Here is an 18,256-nt window from a genome sequence, read left to right as displayed (position 1 = left end):
CCGGGTCATGACATTATCGTGCGGATCAGGGTTGCAGGCAGGGCCGAGAAGGTCTGCCGCCACGCGCGGCGAGGTCGGGCGTCGGTGGCTGAGAGATTTCTTTTCTACTTGCAGTGTAGGGAGGGCGCGGGGCCTGCCGGACCGCTATTTAACCGTCCTCGGACGATGCGCCCAAGCGTCGCCAGCCCGAGGAGCGACAGAGCTATGATCCGAACAGCGTGTTTTAGGTCGTCGGCAGCGGAAGTTTGAGCGAGGATCAGAAGAAGAGGCTGACCGACGAGGAAAGAGAAGGGATGTCGATCAGGTAGGCATCGAACATCATGAAACGGATCGTCCCGTCACGCATCGCGTGGACAATGTCATAAATCATCCACGTCGCTGTCTCCTCCTGATAATGCGGTCACTTACGCGCTCGTCTTAGGGCAGAAAATCCAAGCCGGGTCTTGCGCTTCTTGGTCGTTCAATTCGACCCGCCAGCGCCGTGCGGGCGCAGCAGATTGTTTGTCCAGGCCTCGGCAATGTGGCGCAGGGAGAGGGCTGGCTTTCGGTCGACGAGAAGCTCGAGCACCCGCGGCGGAGTCAATGGCAGTTCTTCGACCGGCTTTCCGGTTGCATTAGCGACGGCACATGCGACGGCGGCTGCGACATTCAGGATCGGAACTTCGCCGGCGCCCTTCGTCCCCAGCGGTCCGATCGACGGCGCGCCTTCGTACAGTTCGATCTCGACTGGCACGACATCGAGGGCCAGCGGCACGCGGTAGCTCTCGAAGCCATTTTGACGGACGCGGCCGTTGCTGCCGATCGTCACTTCCTCATGCAGGGCATAACCCAATCCCTGAACCACGCCGCCCTGGATCTGGCCATGGATCGCGCGCGCGTTCAGCGCGCGACCAACGTCCTGGACGACGCGATAACTCAACACCTCGACGTGTCCTGTCTCGGTGTCGACGGCGACCTCGCAATCATGGACGGCGAAGACGGGGATGTCGATCGCGTCGATGAAATGGCCGGCTACGCAGCCGGGCATCGCGGGCACGCCGGCTCCTGTGAAGGCGCCAGTGCCGGAGATCGGGCCGATCTGCGCCTGGGCGCGCGTCGCAACTTCGGAGATCAGGCGACCGGAGCCGGGCGCTCCAGCAATCTCAATTCGGCCAGAGCGCATCACAAGATCCTCGGGCGCGGCCTCGATCATCTCGGAGGCGACCTTCAGCAACTTCGTGCGCACCTCTTGCGCCGCCGACAGGCTGGCTGCACCGAGCGAAACAGTGGTTCGGCCGCCTCCGACACCGACATCGTAGCCGGCGGCATCCGTGTCGGCTGCGCGGACGATCACATCGTGAGGGCTGAGGCCAAGCATGCCGGCCACGATCTGAGGCAGAGCCTGCATCATGGAGCCCGAGCCGATCTCGACGCCCGATGTCACCAGCGTTGCCGTCCCGTCGGCATTCATGTTCACGGTCGCGGCCGAAGGACCGACAAAGACGAACCATGTGCCGACAACGGTCGCGCGTCCATGGAGCCGGCCATCGGCACGCGCTGGCGGCTTTGTTGCGGCATTCCGCATCGTATCCATCCGGTCAAGCATCGGTCCCAGCACGTCGCCCTCGAACACCTGGCCGGTGGCGCCGAGATCGCCGTCGCCGAGCACGTTGCGGCGGCGGAAGGCGAGGGGATCCATGCCGATCCTGGCTGCGATTTCGTCGGTATGCCGCTCGAGCGCAAAAGTATTGTAGACGCCGTTGCAGGCGCGGAAAGCGCCGTTCGGGGCGGTGTTGGTATAGACCGCGCGCGAGACCAGCCGTACCGCGCCAAGGCAATAATTCCCCCCGAGCGTGTGCGCGGTCATCGTGGTCAGGAAAACCTGTTCGCCACCATAGGCGCCGCAATCCATCAGGACGACGGCCTCGCGTCCGGCGATCTTGCCATCGCGCGTCACCGCCGAGCGTATGCGGATTTCGGCGTTTTCGCGAAAGAGGCAGGTAAGCATCTCCTCCTCGCGCGAGTTGACCAGCCGGACCGGCCGTCCGCTCGCCCGTGCAAGCAAGGCGGCAAACGGCTCGATCGCGAGATCGAATTTGAGGCCGAAGCCACCGCCGACCGGCGGTACGGTGACGCGAACCTGGGAGGCTGGCACGCCCAGCAGGCGCGCAGTTGCGTTGCGGATGGTCCAGGGCACCTGGGTGGACGTCTCGATGTGGAAGCGTCCGTCTTCATAACTTGCGACCGCCGCGCGCGGCTCGAAGGCGACATGGTTCTGACGACCAACCCGGAAGGAGCTTTCGATGATTTCGACATCGGGCCGGGCAAAGGCGGCGTCGACGTCGCCGCGAACAACGGTCGCCTCCCAGGCGACGTTGCCCCCGCGGGCACCGCCTTCGAGCAGAACTTCGTAGTTGCGCCAATCGGGATGCACGAGCGGAGCGTCCACAGCAAGCGCATCCGCCATCGTGAGGACAACGGGCAGCGGCTCGATCTCGACGTCAATGGCCGCAAGCGCGGCGTGAGCCTGCATCAGCGTGTCCGCCGCGATCGCGGCGATCGGCTCGCCGTCATAGCGGATCACGTCACGGGCAAAGAGCGGGTGGTCCGCGATGCCAATTCCGATCATGCCGGTCGCATCCGCAGCGGTCACGATGGCGCGCACACCGGGCATGCGGGCAGCCCTGGTGATGTCGAGGCGCACGATCCGGCCCGACGGCACACTGGCGCGGAATATCGCCGCGTGCAGCATGCCGGGCAGGTAACGATCGATAGTGTAGCGCGTGCGGCCGCGCAGCTTGTCCGCCGCGTCGCGCCGCGCGAAATTCATGATTGCGGAAGCGTCGGACACGTTTGCCTCTCCCGTCATTTCGTCGCAAGCGCCAGCAGTGCGGCTTCGATGATGCGTTCGTATCCTGTGCAACGGCACACGTTGCCAGTGAGAGCGGCACGAATGTCGTCGCGCGTTGCGGCGGGGCGGATCGTCAGGAGATGCGTCAAGCTCACCACCATGCCGGGAAAGCACATACCGCATTGGACGGCATCGCAGGCCTCCAACGCTACCTGGATCGGGTTCAACCCGCCGTTTGCGGTCAGGCCCTCGACGGTGCGGATATCGCAGCCCTGGCCGAGGGCGACCGGCATCAGGCACGACGGTGTGGGATTGCCGTCGATCAACACCATGCAGGCGCCGCAAAAGCCCTCGCGACACACCGGCTTGGCTCCTGTCAGATAAAACTCCTCGCGCAGGACGTCGACGAGAGGCGTGACGGGCTCGGCACCTGAGGTGAGGTGATCACCGTTGACTGTCAGGCTGAGGCGCATGTTCATCCCCGACCGTTCAAGAGCCAAGCGCGGCGACTGCACGGCGGACGAGGCCGGATAGCACGCGCACCCGGTACCAGCCGGGCACGTCGGCACCGTCGCGGCCTGTAAATTCATCCGCCAATGCGGCCGCGGCTTCCGCAGCCCTCGCCGCGTTCAACGGACGCCCGGCGAGCGCGGCCTCGAGGCGGTGCCATCGGCGCGCGACCGGCTCAACTGAACCGACGGCGACACATGCGGTCTGAACGTGCCCGGCATCGTCAAGGCTCACGGCGAGACTGACGATGGCCGTTGGATAGTCTCCGGCCTGCCGCAGCGGCAGGCGGACGTGAACGGTCTTGCGCCTGCGCCGGGGCACGATGATCCGCTGCAGCAGCCGCCCGGGCGCAAGTGTCGATCTCATCGTCAGGAACTGCTCCAGGCCGGTTCGCTCCCGCCCAGTTCGGCTCGCGATCTCGACTTCGGCATCGAGGCAGAGCAGCGCGGGCACGCAATCGGCCGCGGCGAACGCGGCTGTTGCGAGGTTGCCGCCAACGGTTGCCATCGTCCGGATGGCCGGGTTGGCGGAACGGCCGGCCGCGGTCGTGAGCACGTCAAACTCCGCAAGGTCCGCCAGTGATGCGGCCAATGCGGCGTGCGTGACCGCCGCGCCGACCTCGACCACATCAGCATCGACCTTGATCGCGTGGAGTTCCGGAAGTTTCCCGATTGCGACGTAGCGCGACTTGAGCGGCTCATGCCGGATCGGAGCGCGCATGATCCAGGTACCACCGGCGAAGGGCGCGGCTTCAGAGCCGCCTTCGTCGAGTGCATCGAGCGCGGCCATCAGCGATGGCGCGACATAGACGGATCCTGAAGCGAACGTCTCCATGGCGTCGGCGCTCCCGGTTCGATCGGTCAGCCTGTGCTCCATTTCGCCACCGAGCGACGCTCGAAAACCTCGCGGAACTGGCTTGTGGATTGCGGAAGGAGGGCTCCAGTGCCCCAGTCGAGGATCACGGCGTACTGGCGGATCACGTCGAACGCGTCGATGGCTCCGCTGCGATAGTTCTCGGCCACGATCTCAGGGTCGAGCCGCACATTTGCGACACGCTCGGCCCTGATTTTGGCGCGAAGCGCCGCGGTCGCGGCGCTGTCGACCTCATATTCGCAGAGTTCGGCATCGACTGTACGCACCACAACGCCATAGTCCTTGGCGGCGCGTTCCACCGAGACGTAGTCGTCCTTGATGTCTTCGATCACGAGGGCCGGGTCGCGTTCGAGCGGATCGCCGAACCCGCCGCCGCCGGCGGTCGGGCGTGAGAAGATATCGCCTTCACCGATCGGGACATCCGAGAAGATGGAGCCGAGTCGCTCTTCGCCTTTGCCGTCGGCGCGGGTCAACGTCAGCCCGTGCGGCATGGACGGCAAGCCACCTTCGATGCCCCACACGACGGCGCGCTCGCGGTCGCAGATATAGGAGATCACGGTCTTCTCCGCCTGGAGCATGCGGGAGGTTTTCACGACACCGGCGCCGCCGCGCCATTTTCCAGGGCCTGGCGAGTCCTTGAGGATTTCACATTCCGTGGTCAGGATCGGATTGGCGCGCTCCTGGCCTTCGACGGGTTGCGACATCAGGCCGGTGCCGAAGCAAGCCGTCGTGACATTGCTGCCATCCTTGCCGTTGCGTCCGCCCCAGCCGCCCGGCAGCCAGTCGTAGAACATGAAGATGGGCTTGTCGGAGCTTCTGGCGTCGAGCCCCCCGGTGAGCAAATATTCGAGATTGAAGGCGCAGGCGAGCGCGCGCTCCGGCATCAGCTTCGACCACATCTCGTAGATCGAGTTCATGATCTTCTCGAACGGCATCAGGAAGCCGGTGACCGCGATCGGCCATTTGGCATCGACGATCGATCCCTCCGGCGCGATGATCTCGAAGCAGCGGTAGAAGCCCGAATTGAGCGGGAGATCCGGGAAGAACGTCTTCATTCCGGCCGCGACGGCGGAGAAGGTCGTACCGAACGCCGAGTTGTAGATCGAGCTGATGGTCGGATGGCTACCGGTGAAGTCGTAGATGGCGCGGTCGCCCCTGATCGTCAGCTTGATGCGTATCGGGATCATGCCTTCGCCGCCGGCAGGATCGCGGTCGATGAAGTCGACTGTCTCCCATTCGCCGTCGGGTAGCGCCGCGATACGCTGCCGTACGGAACGTTCGACATAGTCCTGCACGGCAGCAAGGCCGGTCTCGACCGTGTCGCGGCCATATTTGTTGACGAGACGCAGGATCTCGCGTTCGCAGACCTGGGTGGCCTGGGATTGGGCCTGGATGTCGCCGATGATCGACGCCGGATCGCGGGTGTTGGAGGCGATCAGATGCGCGACGTCCTTGCAGAAGCGGCCCTTGTCGAACAGGCGGATCGGTGTGATGCGCAGGCCCTCTCGGAACATTTCGCGGGCGGCGACGTCGAACGATCCCGGCACGCTGCCGCCGACATCCGACCAGTGGCCGTTGGACTGGCTGAAAGCGATGATCTTGCCGTCGGCGAAGATCGGCCGGATCAGCCGTACATCCGGGAAGTGCGTGCCGCCGGCGTAGGGGTCGTTGATGGCGAAGACGTCGCCCTCATGCATATCGTCGCCGAAGAAACGCACGACGTCCTTGCAGGTGAAATGCAGGGTGCCGACATGGACCGCGATGTCCTGGTTGCCCTGCGCGGCGCATTCGCCGTGGGCGTCGTGCAGGGCACTGGAGAAATCGCGGTTGTAGATGACGAACGAGTAGCAGGTCCGGAGCACCTGCTCGCCCATCTGGTCGACGCTGGTAATGAAGGAATTCTTGAGCACCTCGAAGGTCACGGGGTCGAGCGGGAGATCTCCGGCCATGGTTCACTCCTTCACGCGAATGATGATGTTGAGATATTTGTCGACCTCGGCGCTCGCGCCCGGCGGCACGACGGTCGTCGCGTCGACCTGCTCGACGATCGCGGGGCCTCGAAAGGAGAAGCCGCACGGCAGGTCGTTGCGCTCGTAGACGGGCGTGTCCAACCCGCTGCCGCCGAACCACACCCTGCGGCGTCCGACCGGCTCAGGGATCACACCGGTTGGTTCGTGGACGGCGAACTCGGCCTTGGGGACGACGCCCACGGCCTTCAGATTGAGACGGAAGAAGCTGACCGGGGCGCTGTCGCGGCGGAAATTGTATTCACGCTTGTGCTCGGCGTGGAAACTCTGGACGAGGTCGGTGATCGCGCCGATTGGACTGGGCGCGTGTACCGCGAGCGAGCGCCACTGGCCACGATACATCATGTCGATCGATCGCTGCAGCACGATATCCTGTGACGCGATGCCTTCGTGGCTAAGCCGGGCGAGTGCGTCCTTTTCCAGCGCCGCGAACTGCGCCTCGATGTCTGCGGCATCGGCCTCATCGGCGCCGACCATGCAGCTCTGGGAGAAATCGTGCTGCATATCGACCAGGAGACAGCCGAGCGCCGAGGTTACGCCGGGATTGGGCGGCACGATCACGACCGGGATCGCCAGTTCGCGGGCGACATCGACGCCGTGCAGTGCACCTGCGCCGCCGAACGCCACCAGGGCAAAGTCGCGCGGGTCGTAGCCGCGGCTGATCGAGATCAGCCGGACCGCGTCCGACATGTTGGCGTTGGCAACCTTGACGATCGCGTCGGCAGCCTCTTGCAAGCCGAGACCGAACGGCTTTGCGACGCCGTCCTCGACCGCCTGGCGCGCCAGCGCGGGATCGAGCGTCACCTTGCCGCCGGCGAGATTCGTGCCGAGCCGGCCCAGCGTGACGTTGGCGTCCGTATTGGTGGGCTGCGTGTTGCCGTTGCTGTAACAGGCGGGACCCGGAAAGGCGCCGGCCGACTGCGGGCCGTTGCGCAGGGAGCCGGCCGAGTCGGTCCAGGCCAGCGATCCGCCGCCGGCACCGATGGTGAGGACCTCGATGGACGCAAAGCGGATAGGATAGCCGAACTCGATGTACCAGTCCTTGGTGATGCGTGACTGCCCTTCATAGGCCAGCGAGACGTCGGTCGACGTGCCGCCCATGTCGAGGCCGATCGAGTTGGGAAAGCCGCAGAGCCCGGCGATGTAGCGGCTGGCGATGGCACCGGCGGCGATTCCGGAACCAGCCAGACGCGCGGCGAAGTCCTTGACGCTGGCCGGCGTCATGACGCCACCTCCGGTGTGCAGCAGCAGGAGATCGCGGGTGTAGCCTTCTTCGGCGAGCCGATCGCCGAGCCGGCTCGTGTAACTGACCACGACCGGGCTCACGACGGCGTTGGCGACGGTGGTCGAGAATCGTTCGTGCTCGAAGATTTCGGGGAGCACCTGCGAGGAGACCGAGACCGGGATATCGGGCATCTCCTCGACGAGGATATCGCGCATGGCGCGCTCGTTTGCCCCGTTGAGATAGGCGTTCATGAAACAGACCGCGATGGCCGCAACGCCTCGGCGCTTGAGAATGCGTGCGACGTTGCGTGCCGCCTCGACATCGAGCGGCTCGATCACGGTTCCGGCAGCGTCGACCCGCTCCGGCACGGTGAGGCGGTCGCGCCGCGGAACGTAAGGCTTGACGACGTCCTTGTAGGTATCCCAGAGGTCTTCCTTGTTGGCGCGCCGGATTTCGATGACGTCGCGAAAGCCCTTGGTCGTGACCACCGCGGTGCGCGGCAGGCGGCGCGTGATCAGGGCGTTGGTCGCAACCGTCGTGCCGTGGGAGAACAGTGCCACTTCGGCGAGGTCAACGCCGGCCTTGGATACGCCGCCCATGATCCCGTCGATGGGATCGGGCGTCGACGCCGTCTTCTCGATGCGGATGAGGCCGGTCGCTTCGTCCATGATGCAGATGTCGGTAAAGGTTCCGCCGACGTCGACGGCCACACGAAGGTTCTGCACCATGCGCCTGCCTCATCAAATATGCTGCGCCGGATCATAGGCAGATCGGCGGCATCACTTCTTGACGCTGAGCGCAGGAAGATTTGTGCGAGAGAGCGCGAACGATCGGTTCGCCGGGATCGACCGCTGGATGCCTGGGAATCGGTCAGGTAGCGGCGCCGGGATGCGTCATCGGGGATCGCCTCCGCGCGCAGCGGCGCGGGCTTCGCTCGGGGTGCAGCCGAACCGGCTGCGGTAATTCCGGCTGAACTGCGCCTGGTCGCCAAAACCCCATTGGTAGGCGATTTCCGAGATGCTCTTGCGGCAGCCGGGATCACGCAGCATGGCGTCTGACATCGACAGCCGTTGGTTCCTGATATGGGTGCAAACGGTGACACCTTCTCCCTCAAAGATCTGATGCAGATATCTGAGCGAGATGCCACAGCCGTCCGCGACCGTTTGTGGCGTGAGCCGCATGTCGCCGAGGTGTGTGCGAATGAACTGTTCGCAGCGATGGAGATGGCCGTTGCGAACGGAGGAGGAATGGCCCACCAGCACGCGGTCGTCGGCCTCGATCACCATCGCGAGCAGATCGATGAGATGCTTGCCCATTACGGCTCGGGCCGCGTCGTCCATGTCGGCGATGCGTTCGCCGGCAAGCCGCAGCGTGTCGACGAAAAGCGCGCCCACGCTGCGGCTGGCGTCGAACTGCAGCGTCGCAAGGCGCTCGGGACGGGATATCCGGGCCCGCAGGACGGCGCTTGGAACCTTGAGCACCCAGAGCGCCGCCGGATCATGATGGCTGAATTCATAGGGCAAATGGCTTCGCTCGATCACGAAAGCGCCCGGCTGGCACCGCACGTCCTTGCCGTCCTGCTCGAAGCGGATTTCGGCGAGCTCGGGGACCGTGATGAGAAAGCATTCTTCCCGCTCGTTCACGAGGTGCCGTTCGCGGCGCCTGTAGAGCAGGCCATTCGAGACATTGCGGGATACCGAGAGGGGGCCCATGGACCAGGCGCCCAGGCTCGCGTGGAAGTCGCGGCCGCCCGGAAAGACGAGATCGAGCGGGAAGTAGGTCTTGGAGACGATGTCCTGCCAGAAATGCCGCCGATTTTGCGAGGGAACATCGCTGGTCGCGTAGGTGGCCTGCATGCCGCACTCCGTCCCTGCTATTGCCCGTTCGGGCCTTCTCTTTCACTGCCGCCGACGGCCATGATTTTTCCAAGCTTGGCGAGGACTACGCCGACGGCGTCAAATCGAATTAAACGGGCGACGGTATCTCAGATTTCGATGGCCTCGTCCGATCGTTGCCGGTGGTCGCTGCCGACCGGGGGACGTGCCGGACCGACTCCCGCCACGGCAAAGCGCATGAAGTCGCGATACGCCTTCGCGGCCTCGGAAAACTGGGTGTCGCGGCGCCAGGCCAGTCCAACGTCCATGCTGGGCACTTCGTTCTCGATGACGCGGGTCTCGATCCGCTGTCCCTCGAGCGACCAGGGCCGGTAGACGAGATCGGACAGGATGGTGATGCCCATTCCGCCCGCAACCATGGATCGGACGGCTTCGACGGAGGAGGTGCGGAAGATCGTTTTCGGTTCGAGCGACAATGCGTTCCAGTAGCGCATCGACGTGTGCTTGGCCTCGTCGACGGTGAGCATGACGTAAGGGTAGGTCGCGATCTCAGCAAGATGGACCCGCTCGGCGCGCGTCAACGGATGATCGGGAGCCAGCCACAACCGGCGCGGCGACCGCAACAACGTCTCGCTCGCAAGCATGGCGTTGTTGTGCAGGTTCGATACCAGCATAACCGCGAGATCGAGCGCACCGTCGACGACGGCACGTTCGAGTACGTCCCGCGGCGCTTCGAACAGCTCCACCGTGATCCCGGGAAAACTTGCCTGGAAACGCATTTGATGGCGCGGCAGGAAATAGCCGGATACGGTATAGGTGACGCCGATGCGAACCGTGCCGAACAGCGGGCCGGCGGATATGTGCGTCCCGCGCACGGCTTCGGCGACTGAAGCAAGGATCTGGCGTCCCTGCGACAGGAACCGGCTACCCTCCATGGTGACGGTTACCCCGGTCGGCGTACGTTCGAGCAGGCGGGCGCAGACAGTGGCCTCGAGTTGCTGGATCGCGGCGGTAACCGCGGATTGCGAGACATTCAGGTCGATGGCTGCCTGGCTGATACGTCCAGTTTCGGCTGCGGCGACGAAATAGCGGATTTGTTTCAGAGAAACGGACATCGTGGTCGATCCGATATTTTAGTTTTGCCTAACGCACGAGCAGTGGTTGAGCGCTGTTTTTGAGCGCAAGCTTTTCAGTGCAACTCTCGTGCCTAACGGGAGGATGAACAACCTGAGGAATAGAATGCGTGGAACGGCGCGCGGTCCGAGCGACCAGACGCCTTCGCTTCGGCCCTTGGCAGCCCAGGTGCAACCAGCTACCGCGCGACCTTCGGCGCCGGGTTGCAAAGGCGGTTACGCCAAAGTGCTGCGAAGCCTGCCTAACAATTCGGCCCGGCTCTTGCGTGCCGCAAGGGCTTCATCCATCCCGACCTTGACGAACTTCACCTGTGTGTTGGGCTGGAGCTGGCCGATCAAATCCATGTCTGCTGCGATGACCGTGCCGACCATGAAATAGCCGCCGCCTGAGACCGCGTCACGATGCAGCACGATCGGCTCAGTGCCGCCGGGAACCTGGATCGAGCCGTAGGGATAGCACGCATCGGTGATGTTCGACGGATCGGAACCCGCCCCGAAGGGCGGCTCGCGCGGCACGAATGCGAGAGGCTTGCCGCCCTTGAAGCGATAGCCGATCCGGTCAGCTTCCGGTGCCACCTTCCAGGTGTCGTCGAAAAACCCAACGCCGGCCGTCTCGGTAATGCGGTGCCAGTAAAGCCCGGGCATCATGCGCAATTCGGTTGGCATTGCTGCCGGCAGGCCTCGCAGATCTTTCGCGACCGTGCGGCCATCCTTGACGGATGCATAGGACTTGCCGATGGGAAGTTCGTCACCCGCCTCGAGCTTCCGGCCTTTGAAGCCGCCAAGTGCGCCCAGCGCATAGGTGGAACGCGAGCCCAGAACAAGCGGCACGTCGATGCCACCGGCGATTGCAATATAGCCGCGTGCGCCCTGCCTGAGGAAATCGAAGGAGAGCCTTTGGCCGCGCTTCACCTTGAAGCTCGTCCAGGTCTCGCGTGGTTCGCCATCGAGCTTCGGCGGTAGCTCGGCTCCGGTGATCGCGACCAGGGCGTCATCGGTGAATTCGAGCTCGGGCCCCATGAAGACGGCCTCGAGGACCGCAGCGCCTTCCTCGTTGCCGACCAGCAGGTTTGCAGCGACAAGCGCGTGACGATCCATGCCGCCGGAGAGCGGGATGCCAATGTGATAGTAGCCGGGGCGTCCCAGATCTTGCACGGTTGTGGCAAGGCCGGGCTTCAAGACTTTAATGGCCATGGAGAACCCCCTCGAGCTTGCGATTGTAGGCGTCGATGTCGTTGTTGAACTCGGTCAGCGAGAACGAGACATCGCGGATGATTGGCGCGAAACGGCCCGCGTCGACGTCGGCCACCGCAGCGTCGTAGGCCGGTCGGTCGATCGGTTTCCATTTCACGATGTCGCCCGGCTTGAACAGGCACATGAAGTCGCGCAGGTAGCTGATCTTCTGGTTGGGATCGTAGATCGGCATTGGCGTGATGCCGAACATCTGGTAGCCGCCGGCGCCGCGTACCGAGTAAATGCAGCTGAAGCATCCGCCGTGTCCGACGGTGAGCTTCGGCGTGTCCGTGCGTGGGCGCAGATACTTCGGAGCCTGGATCTGCCGCTGGCGCTCCACCATCTGATAGAGGAACGGCAGGCCGGCGACGAAGCCGACCATCGAGACGAACCAGGGCGCGCTCGAATGCGCCTCGATGAACGCATCGACGCCGTCGAGTCCGTTGATGCGTGCCGCGTATTCGAGATCGGTGCCGTTCGGATCCTGATGGCGTTCGCGGAAACGCATCAAGGTCTCGTGCGTCCAGGGATCATTGTAGAGCACGGGGATTTCGATGATCCGCGTCTTGATGACCGGTGCGGATGTTTCGGATGCGGAATCGAGCTGCTTCAGCTCGGCGAGCAAGTCATCGGGCTTGATCTGATCCGGATCGAACTTGACCTGATAGGATGCGTTGGCCGGACAGATCTCGGTCACGCCCTTGATCCTGGCGTCGCGCACCGCATTGGTGACGAAGAGGCCCTTGAAGAAAGCCTCCAGCGACATGGACTCAGCGACTTCGGCGAAGATGTGCTCATCGCCGCCGTAGGAAAATCGGGTTTGCACGACTAGCGGCCTCCTGTTGCAGACGGGGCGGGTTCTCTCGCCGTCATAATGCGACCTTGGCGGTCGGTGACAGCGCTGCAGCGCCGAGCGACGCTGCATGGTTCTCCAGCCATGGCTCGAGCCAAGCTGTATGAAAGCGTCCGGCCAGGACATCCGGATCACGTGCGAGCGCCTGATGCAGGGGCTTTGTCGTCGCCAGGCCTTCGACGCTGAGCTCCGCAAGGGCACGCTCGAGCCGCCGGATCGCACGCGGTCTGTCCTCGTCGTGCACGATCAGCTTGCCGAGCAGGCTGTCGTAGAACGGCGGCACCGTGTAGCCCTGATAGAGCATGCTGTCGAAGCGCACGCCGTCACCGGCAGGCACGGTGAGTCCGCTGATTGTGCCGGGGTTCGGAAGAAAGCCTTTCGCCGGGTCCTCGGCATTGATGCGGACTTCGATCGAATGACCGCGGACGCGAACCTGATCCTGGCGGATGCGAAGCGGCTCACCGCCGGCAATCCGGATCATCTCGCCCACGAGGTCGATACCGGTGACCATCTCCGTCACGGGATGTTCGACCTGGATGCGCGTGTTCATTTCGAGAAAGTAAAATTCGTGGCTACGGTCGTCATAGAGATATTCGAGCGTTCCGGCGCCACGATAGTCGACGGCCTTGGCGAGCGCGACGGCGGACGAACACAGCTTGTCGCGAACGGCAGGCGTCAGCGACTGCGAGGGAGCTTCTTCCCAAACCTTCTGACGGCGTCGTTGCAGCGAGCACTCGCGTTCGAAACAGTGGATGACGTCGCGTCCGTCGCCGAGAATCTGCACCTCGATGTGCCGCGCGCCTTGGATCAGCTTCTCGACATAGAGCCCGCCATCGCCGAAAGCAGCGAGTGCTTCCGCCTGCGCCTGGGGCATCAGATGATGGAATTCCTCGGCCGAACGCGCGATGCGGATGCCGCGTCCGCCACCGCCAGCCGCGGCCTTGATCATCACGGGAAAGCCGGTCTTCTCAACCAGTGCGAAGGCGGCCTCGGCAGATTCCAGGCGTCCAACGCTGCCGGGGACTGTCGGCACGCCGGCCGCAGCCGCAGCCTTCCGGGCCGCGACCTTGTCACCCATCAGCTGGATCGATTGCGCCGTCGGGCCGACAAAGATCAATCCCTCCGCTTCTACAGCGGCCGCGAACTCGGCGTTCTCGGCCAGGAAGCCGTAGCCAGGATGGATGGCGTCGGCGCCGGTCGCCTTGGCGGCGGCGAGGATCGTCGCCTGGTTGAGGTATGACTTCGAAGCCTGCGGCGGACCGATCTCGATCGACTCGTCGGCGAGCCGGACGGCAAGCGAGTCCTTGTCGGCCTTGCTGTAAGCTTGGACCGTCGCAATGCCGAGTTCGCGCGCCGCACGAATGATGCGGACGGCGATCTCGCCGCGATTGGCTATGAGGAGCTTCTGGATCGTCATCGACGCGCGAGCCGTCTCAAACGTCGATCTCGGCAATCGGCTGGCCGGCCATCACGGCTTCCTCGTTCTCGGCCAGGAAGCGCAATATCTTGCCCGTCGCGCCGGCCTTCACCTCGTTGAATGACTTCATGACCTCGATGAGCCCGATCGTGTCGTTCTCCGTGATGCTGTCTCCGTCGGACTTGTAGTCTGGCTTGTCGGGTGCCGGTTTGCGATAGAATATGCCGGGTAGGGGCGAGAATATCTGCTGCGTTGCCATGGGGTCCTCCTGGTGGATGTTCTTTTCGCCTTCCGCCCTCACCGTGCGGTGAGGTAGGGGCGGACGGCCTCGCGAACGGCATGGGCGATCGCGACGGCATTGGGCGTGTCGGAGTGGATGCAGATGGAGTCGGCGCCGACCAGGACGTCGTTCCCGGCCACCGACCGGGTCTTGCCTTCATTCACGGCTCGCGTGCAACGCGTCGCCGCATCGGCCGGATCCTTGGCCTCGTGCTCGCGCGTGATGATGAGGCTGCCGTCGGCGTTGTAGTCGAGGTCAGCGTAGTATTCGGCGACGAAGGTGTGGCCACGCCGTTCATAGACCATCTGATGCAGCGTGCCCTTCATGCCGAGCAGCGGTACGTTGTAGACATCGGCGGCGTCTGCGACTGCCTCCGCGATGTTCTCATTGCGCGCGGCCATGCCATAGAGGGCGCCATGCGGCTTGATGTGATTGAGCGGCATGCCTTCGGCATCCAGGAATGCCTTGAGCGCGCCGATCTGATAAAGTAGGCAGTTGGTCAGTTCTTCGCGGTCGATCTTCATCTCCCGCCTTCCGAAGCCCTGCAAGTCCGGCAGTGATGGATGGGCGCCGACCTTGACGCCGAATTGCTTGGCGAGCTGCACCGTCTTGCGCATGTGATTGAAGTCGGATGCATGGAAGCCGCAGGCCACGTTGGCGACATCGATGTGAGGCATCAGCCCGTTGTCGTCGCCCATTTTGTAGAGACCGTAAGCCTCGCCCATGTCGCAATTAATCATGACCATCTCCTGCTTCCTCTCAACGGCTTGCGTTCGATCAAAGGGGTAGGGCCGCCCGCAGGTGCGACAGGCACCGCGGGCGGCACACTGCCGATTTACTTCGACACCAGATAATCGACCGGAATCTTTTCCGAGATCGTCCACTGATCGACCATCTTCGGCTTGCCGCCCTCGGTGTCGATGATCAGGTAACGGCCCTGATTCTGATGGTGAATGTCCTTCGTGAAGGTGCGCGGCCCGAACAGGGTCGCTTCGTTGTTCATCTTTTCCAGCTCGGCGACGACGGCCGGGGCGTCGGTAGTCTTGGCGCGCTCGACCGCCTTGGCCCAGACCTCGATCAGGACGTAGCCGGGATAGACATACTGGCTGGACGGATCGCCGCCCGTCACGTCCTTGTATTTCTTGTTGAACTCGTTGACTTTCGGATTGGGATCGTCGCCGTAGATTGAGCCCTGCACCGGGACGTAGAAGTTCGACAGATCCGGGATGGCGTTCAGCCAATAGCTGCCGTCCATGCTCGAGCCGTTGAGGATCATCGATTTGATGCCGGCGGCCCGGATCTGCTTGATGGCCGAGACAGCGCCCGGCATCATCGTGCAGACCATGATGGCGTCAGGCTCCTTCGGCAGGCTTTTGATGCGCGTGATCTGGGACGCGATCGAAGCGTCGTCATTCTTGAACGTGTCGCTTCCGGCCAGCTTCGCTTCTTTCAGCTTCGGCATCATCCAGTCGAAGCCGTCGCAGATACCCTTGTTGTAGACGGTCCAGCTGTCGAGCAGCCGATAGAACGTGCGGGCATTCTTCTTGTTGTATGCCCATTCCGCCATGGTCGCGCCTTGCACGGCCGCCAGAACGGAGCCGGAGAAGGAGTAAGGACCGACGCCCGGGATGCCGGCCTTGATCGATTCGGCGCAGAGGAAGAACGAGACCTTACCGGCCGCTTGTGCCTGAAGCGCCGCCGGCGCGCCAAAGTCGTAATCGCAGGAGACGACCACGAGGTCGGCGCCCTGGTCGAGGACCGCAAGGCCAGCCTTCGCGCCCTCAGCCTGATCAGTCTTGGTGTCGGCGAACACGGCCTTGATCTTCTTGCCAAGCAAGCCGCCCGCCTTGTTGATCTCGTCAATGCGGATCATCGCCGCATCTTGTGCCGGCTTGTCATAGGCCTGCATGAAGCCTGATGCTGCGGTCGCAAATCCAATGACGATCTCGTCGGCCGCTTTCACTGGCGCGAACCAGAGCGCGGATACTCCAGTCAGGACGCCCAGTATTCTCGCAAGACGCATAACCATTCCTCCAGTTGTGCAGGGAAGTTCAGTTCAGTTCCTTTGCCGTCCGCACGGGGCGTGACCATCGCCGCAGCATCGGCCAGCCGCGCCAGGAGGACTCCTGATTACGGGTGAGTCCGGTCGGCAGATACATCAGGATGACGATGGTGATGATGCCGATCGCGATCTCCTGGACCCCGTTGGGCAGTGCGACCTTGAGCGCGCCGAGGCTGACGCCCTTTTCGAGGTTGCGGAACAATTCGATCAGCACCGAGATCGCGACCACGCCGGTGACCGCCCCGCTGAGGCTGTACATGCCGCCGACGACCAGCATCGACAGGGTGATGAAGGTCGTCCGCAGATAGAAGGCACCCGGATTGACGATACTCAGGAAGTGGGCGTAGAGCGCGCCGGCGAGGCCGATGATGAAGGCGCTGACCACGAACGCGATCAGCCGTTCGCGGACGATGTCGATTCCCGAGGCGCTGGCGGCGACAGACTCGTCGCGTGTGGCGCGAAGCGCGAGCCCGGAGCGGGAGATCGCGTAGAGATAGGCGATCACGATGGCAACCGCCGCGCCCAGCCAGCCGACCCACACGTTCATGGTCGGTGGTATGCCGACGATCGAACCCTGTCCGCCCGTAACCGAATCCCAGTTCGAATAGACGTTGTTGACGACCCCGAGCAGGCCGAAGGTCGCGATCGAGGCGGCGATCCCCGACAGGCGCATGATGACGCGCCCGACGACGAGCGCGAACAAGGCCGCGAACGCACCCGAGATGGGTGTGGCGACCCACATTGGCAGTTGCGTATGCAGCAGCCAGGTGGGCAGTCCCTTGAGTGTGATCGATTTCATCACGGGCGGAATCGCGAGCCAGGCGGTCATGTAGGCACCGAGGCACATGAAGCTGATGTGCCCGAACGACAGCAGGCCGGAATTGCCGACAAAGACGTAGAGGCCGACGACCACCATGATGTTGATGAACATCTCGACCGCGGTCCGGTTGAACGCGCGGCTGCCGAATTGATAGGTCAGGGCAGCCATGACGAGCAGTACGACGATCAGAACGATCGGTGTCAGGATCGTTTGCCGGATGACAGACGGCCGCTTTGGCATCGATCAGACCCTCTGCTTGGCGGATTTCGGCGCGAACAAGCCTTGTGGCCGCACCAGAAGGACGACGATTACCGCGCCGTAGACGAAGGCATCGCGGAAGACGCGCGCGTCGTGCGGCAATGTTGCCTGGAAGACGACGCTGGCGGCTCCAATGATGAAGCCGCCGGCGACAGCGCCGGGCACGCTGCCGAGACCGCCGATCACGGTGGCGATGAAGGCGATCAGCATGACGTTGGCGCCCATGTTGATGTCGGCGGTGCCGGAGATGGTGGCCAGAATCAATCCGATTGCCGCGGCCAGCATGCCGCTGATGGCAAAGGCCAGCAGGATGACGCCGTTGGCACGGACTCCGAGCATGCGCGCCATGGTGAAGTTTTCGGCGGCCGCGCGCATTTCGAGGCCATAGCGCGTGCGCTTGAGGAACAGCACGAGGACGGCAAGCGCGGCCAGCGTGATCACGATGGTCACGACTTGAAGCATCGGTATATGGGCGCCGAGAAAATCGACGGGCAAGCCGAGACTCGGCCAGAGCGTGATTGATTTCGGCCGGCTCGAATAGAGCATCAGCAGCAGGTGCCGGATGACGAAGCCGAGGGCGAAGGAGGCGATCATCATCGTTGCCGGATTGGTGTTGCGGAAACGACGGAATACGATGATCTCCGACAGGATCGACAGCAGCGCCCCGATGATCAGCAACAGCGGAATCAGGAGATAGAACGGCAGCAAGCCGGCGAACACGACCGCCGTTGCATCGATCGACGGCCACAGCATCGCGAAGACGCAGAAGGCTATGAAGTCGCCATGGGCGAAGTTGACGAGCCGCATGACTCCGAAGATCAGTGCGATGCCGAGCGCACCGAGGGCATAGAGACTGCCGAGGCTCAGTGCGTCGAAGATGATCTGCAGGACCGCCGTCAT

At 63.5% G+C, this 18,256-nt stretch carries 15 protein-coding genes; all 15 read right to left on the bottom strand.

The features are described from left to right. Window positions 1–460: 460 nt before the first annotated feature. Window positions 461–2,809, bottom strand: coding sequence for a xanthine dehydrogenase family protein molybdopterin-binding subunit (locus AC1RQP_RS18435; RefSeq protein WP_492938421.1), 2,349 nt, complete (start codon window positions 2,807–2,809; stop codon window positions 461–463). 35 nt (window positions 2,810–2,844) lie between these two features. Further along, entirely contained in the window at window positions 2,845–3,303 is a 459-nt protein-coding gene (locus AC1RQP_RS18430; RefSeq protein WP_239622894.1) for a (2Fe-2S)-binding protein, read from the bottom strand. Between the two features lie 16 nt (window positions 3,304–3,319). Beyond that, on the bottom strand, window positions 3,320–4,174 hold the full coding sequence (locus tag AC1RQP_RS18425) for an FAD binding domain-containing protein (protein ID WP_492937999.1): 855 nt from the start codon (window positions 4,172–4,174) through the stop codon (window positions 3,320–3,322). A 26-nt stretch (window positions 4,175–4,200) separates the two neighbouring features. Further along, entirely contained in the window at window positions 4,201–6,162 is a 1,962-nt protein-coding gene (locus tag AC1RQP_RS18420) for a hydantoinase B/oxoprolinase family protein (RefSeq protein WP_492937998.1), read from the bottom strand. 3 nt (window positions 6,163–6,165) lie between these two features. Next, complete coding sequence (locus AC1RQP_RS18415; RefSeq protein ID WP_492938420.1) at window positions 6,166–8,190, bottom strand: hydantoinase/oxoprolinase family protein; 2,025 nt, start codon at window positions 8,188–8,190, stop codon at window positions 6,166–6,168. 168 nt (window positions 8,191–8,358) lie between these two features. Continuing rightward, on the bottom strand, window positions 8,359–9,321 hold the full coding sequence (locus tag AC1RQP_RS18410) for an AraC-like ligand-binding domain-containing protein (protein WP_492937997.1): 963 nt from the start codon (window positions 9,319–9,321) through the stop codon (window positions 8,359–8,361). A gap of 128 nt (window positions 9,322–9,449) precedes the next feature. Continuing rightward, complete coding sequence (locus AC1RQP_RS18405) at window positions 9,450–10,415, bottom strand: LysR family transcriptional regulator (protein WP_239622899.1); 966 nt, start codon at window positions 10,413–10,415, stop codon at window positions 9,450–9,452. Between the two features lie 234 nt (window positions 10,416–10,649). Next, a complete protein-coding gene (locus AC1RQP_RS18400) occupies window positions 10,650–11,627 on the bottom strand; it encodes a 5-oxoprolinase subunit C family protein (protein WP_239622900.1) in 978 nt (325 codons plus the stop codon). Further along, a complete protein-coding gene (locus tag AC1RQP_RS18395; protein ID WP_239622901.1) occupies window positions 11,617–12,492 on the bottom strand; it encodes a 5-oxoprolinase subunit B family protein in 876 nt (291 codons plus the stop codon). Before AC1RQP_RS18395 ends, AC1RQP_RS18400 begins: the two co-directional genes overlap by 11 nt. Before the next feature lie 43 nt (window positions 12,493–12,535). Beyond that, window positions 12,536–13,936 (bottom strand): acetyl-CoA carboxylase biotin carboxylase subunit, encoded by a 1,401-nt coding sequence (locus AC1RQP_RS18390; RefSeq protein ID WP_492937996.1) that lies wholly within the window; start codon window positions 13,934–13,936, stop codon window positions 12,536–12,538. 16 nt (window positions 13,937–13,952) lie between these two features. Next, entirely contained in the window at window positions 13,953–14,195 is a 243-nt protein-coding gene (locus tag AC1RQP_RS18385; protein ID WP_239622903.1) for an acetyl-CoA carboxylase, read from the bottom strand. Between the two features lie 38 nt (window positions 14,196–14,233). Further along, a complete protein-coding gene (locus tag AC1RQP_RS18380; RefSeq protein WP_492937995.1) occupies window positions 14,234–14,962 on the bottom strand; it encodes a LamB/YcsF family protein in 729 nt (242 codons plus the stop codon). 89 nt (window positions 14,963–15,051) lie between these two features. After that, a complete protein-coding gene (locus AC1RQP_RS18375; RefSeq protein WP_239622904.1) occupies window positions 15,052–16,239 on the bottom strand; it encodes an ABC transporter substrate-binding protein in 1,188 nt (395 codons plus the stop codon). Window positions 16,240–16,267: 28 nt separating this feature from the next. Then, entirely contained in the window at window positions 16,268–17,338 is a 1,071-nt protein-coding gene (locus AC1RQP_RS18370) for a branched-chain amino acid ABC transporter permease (protein WP_492937994.1), read from the bottom strand. Window positions 17,339–17,341: 3 nt separating this feature from the next. After that, window positions 17,342–18,256, bottom strand: a complete 915-nt coding sequence (locus AC1RQP_RS18365) for a branched-chain amino acid ABC transporter permease (RefSeq protein WP_239622906.1) — start codon at window positions 18,254–18,256, stop codon at window positions 17,342–17,344.

The organism is Bradyrhizobium sp. GW821-FHT13H06 (assembly GCF_058803975.1).
Note: the sequence above shows the minus strand (reverse complement) of the source record. Positions and strands in the feature narration are given on the sequence as shown.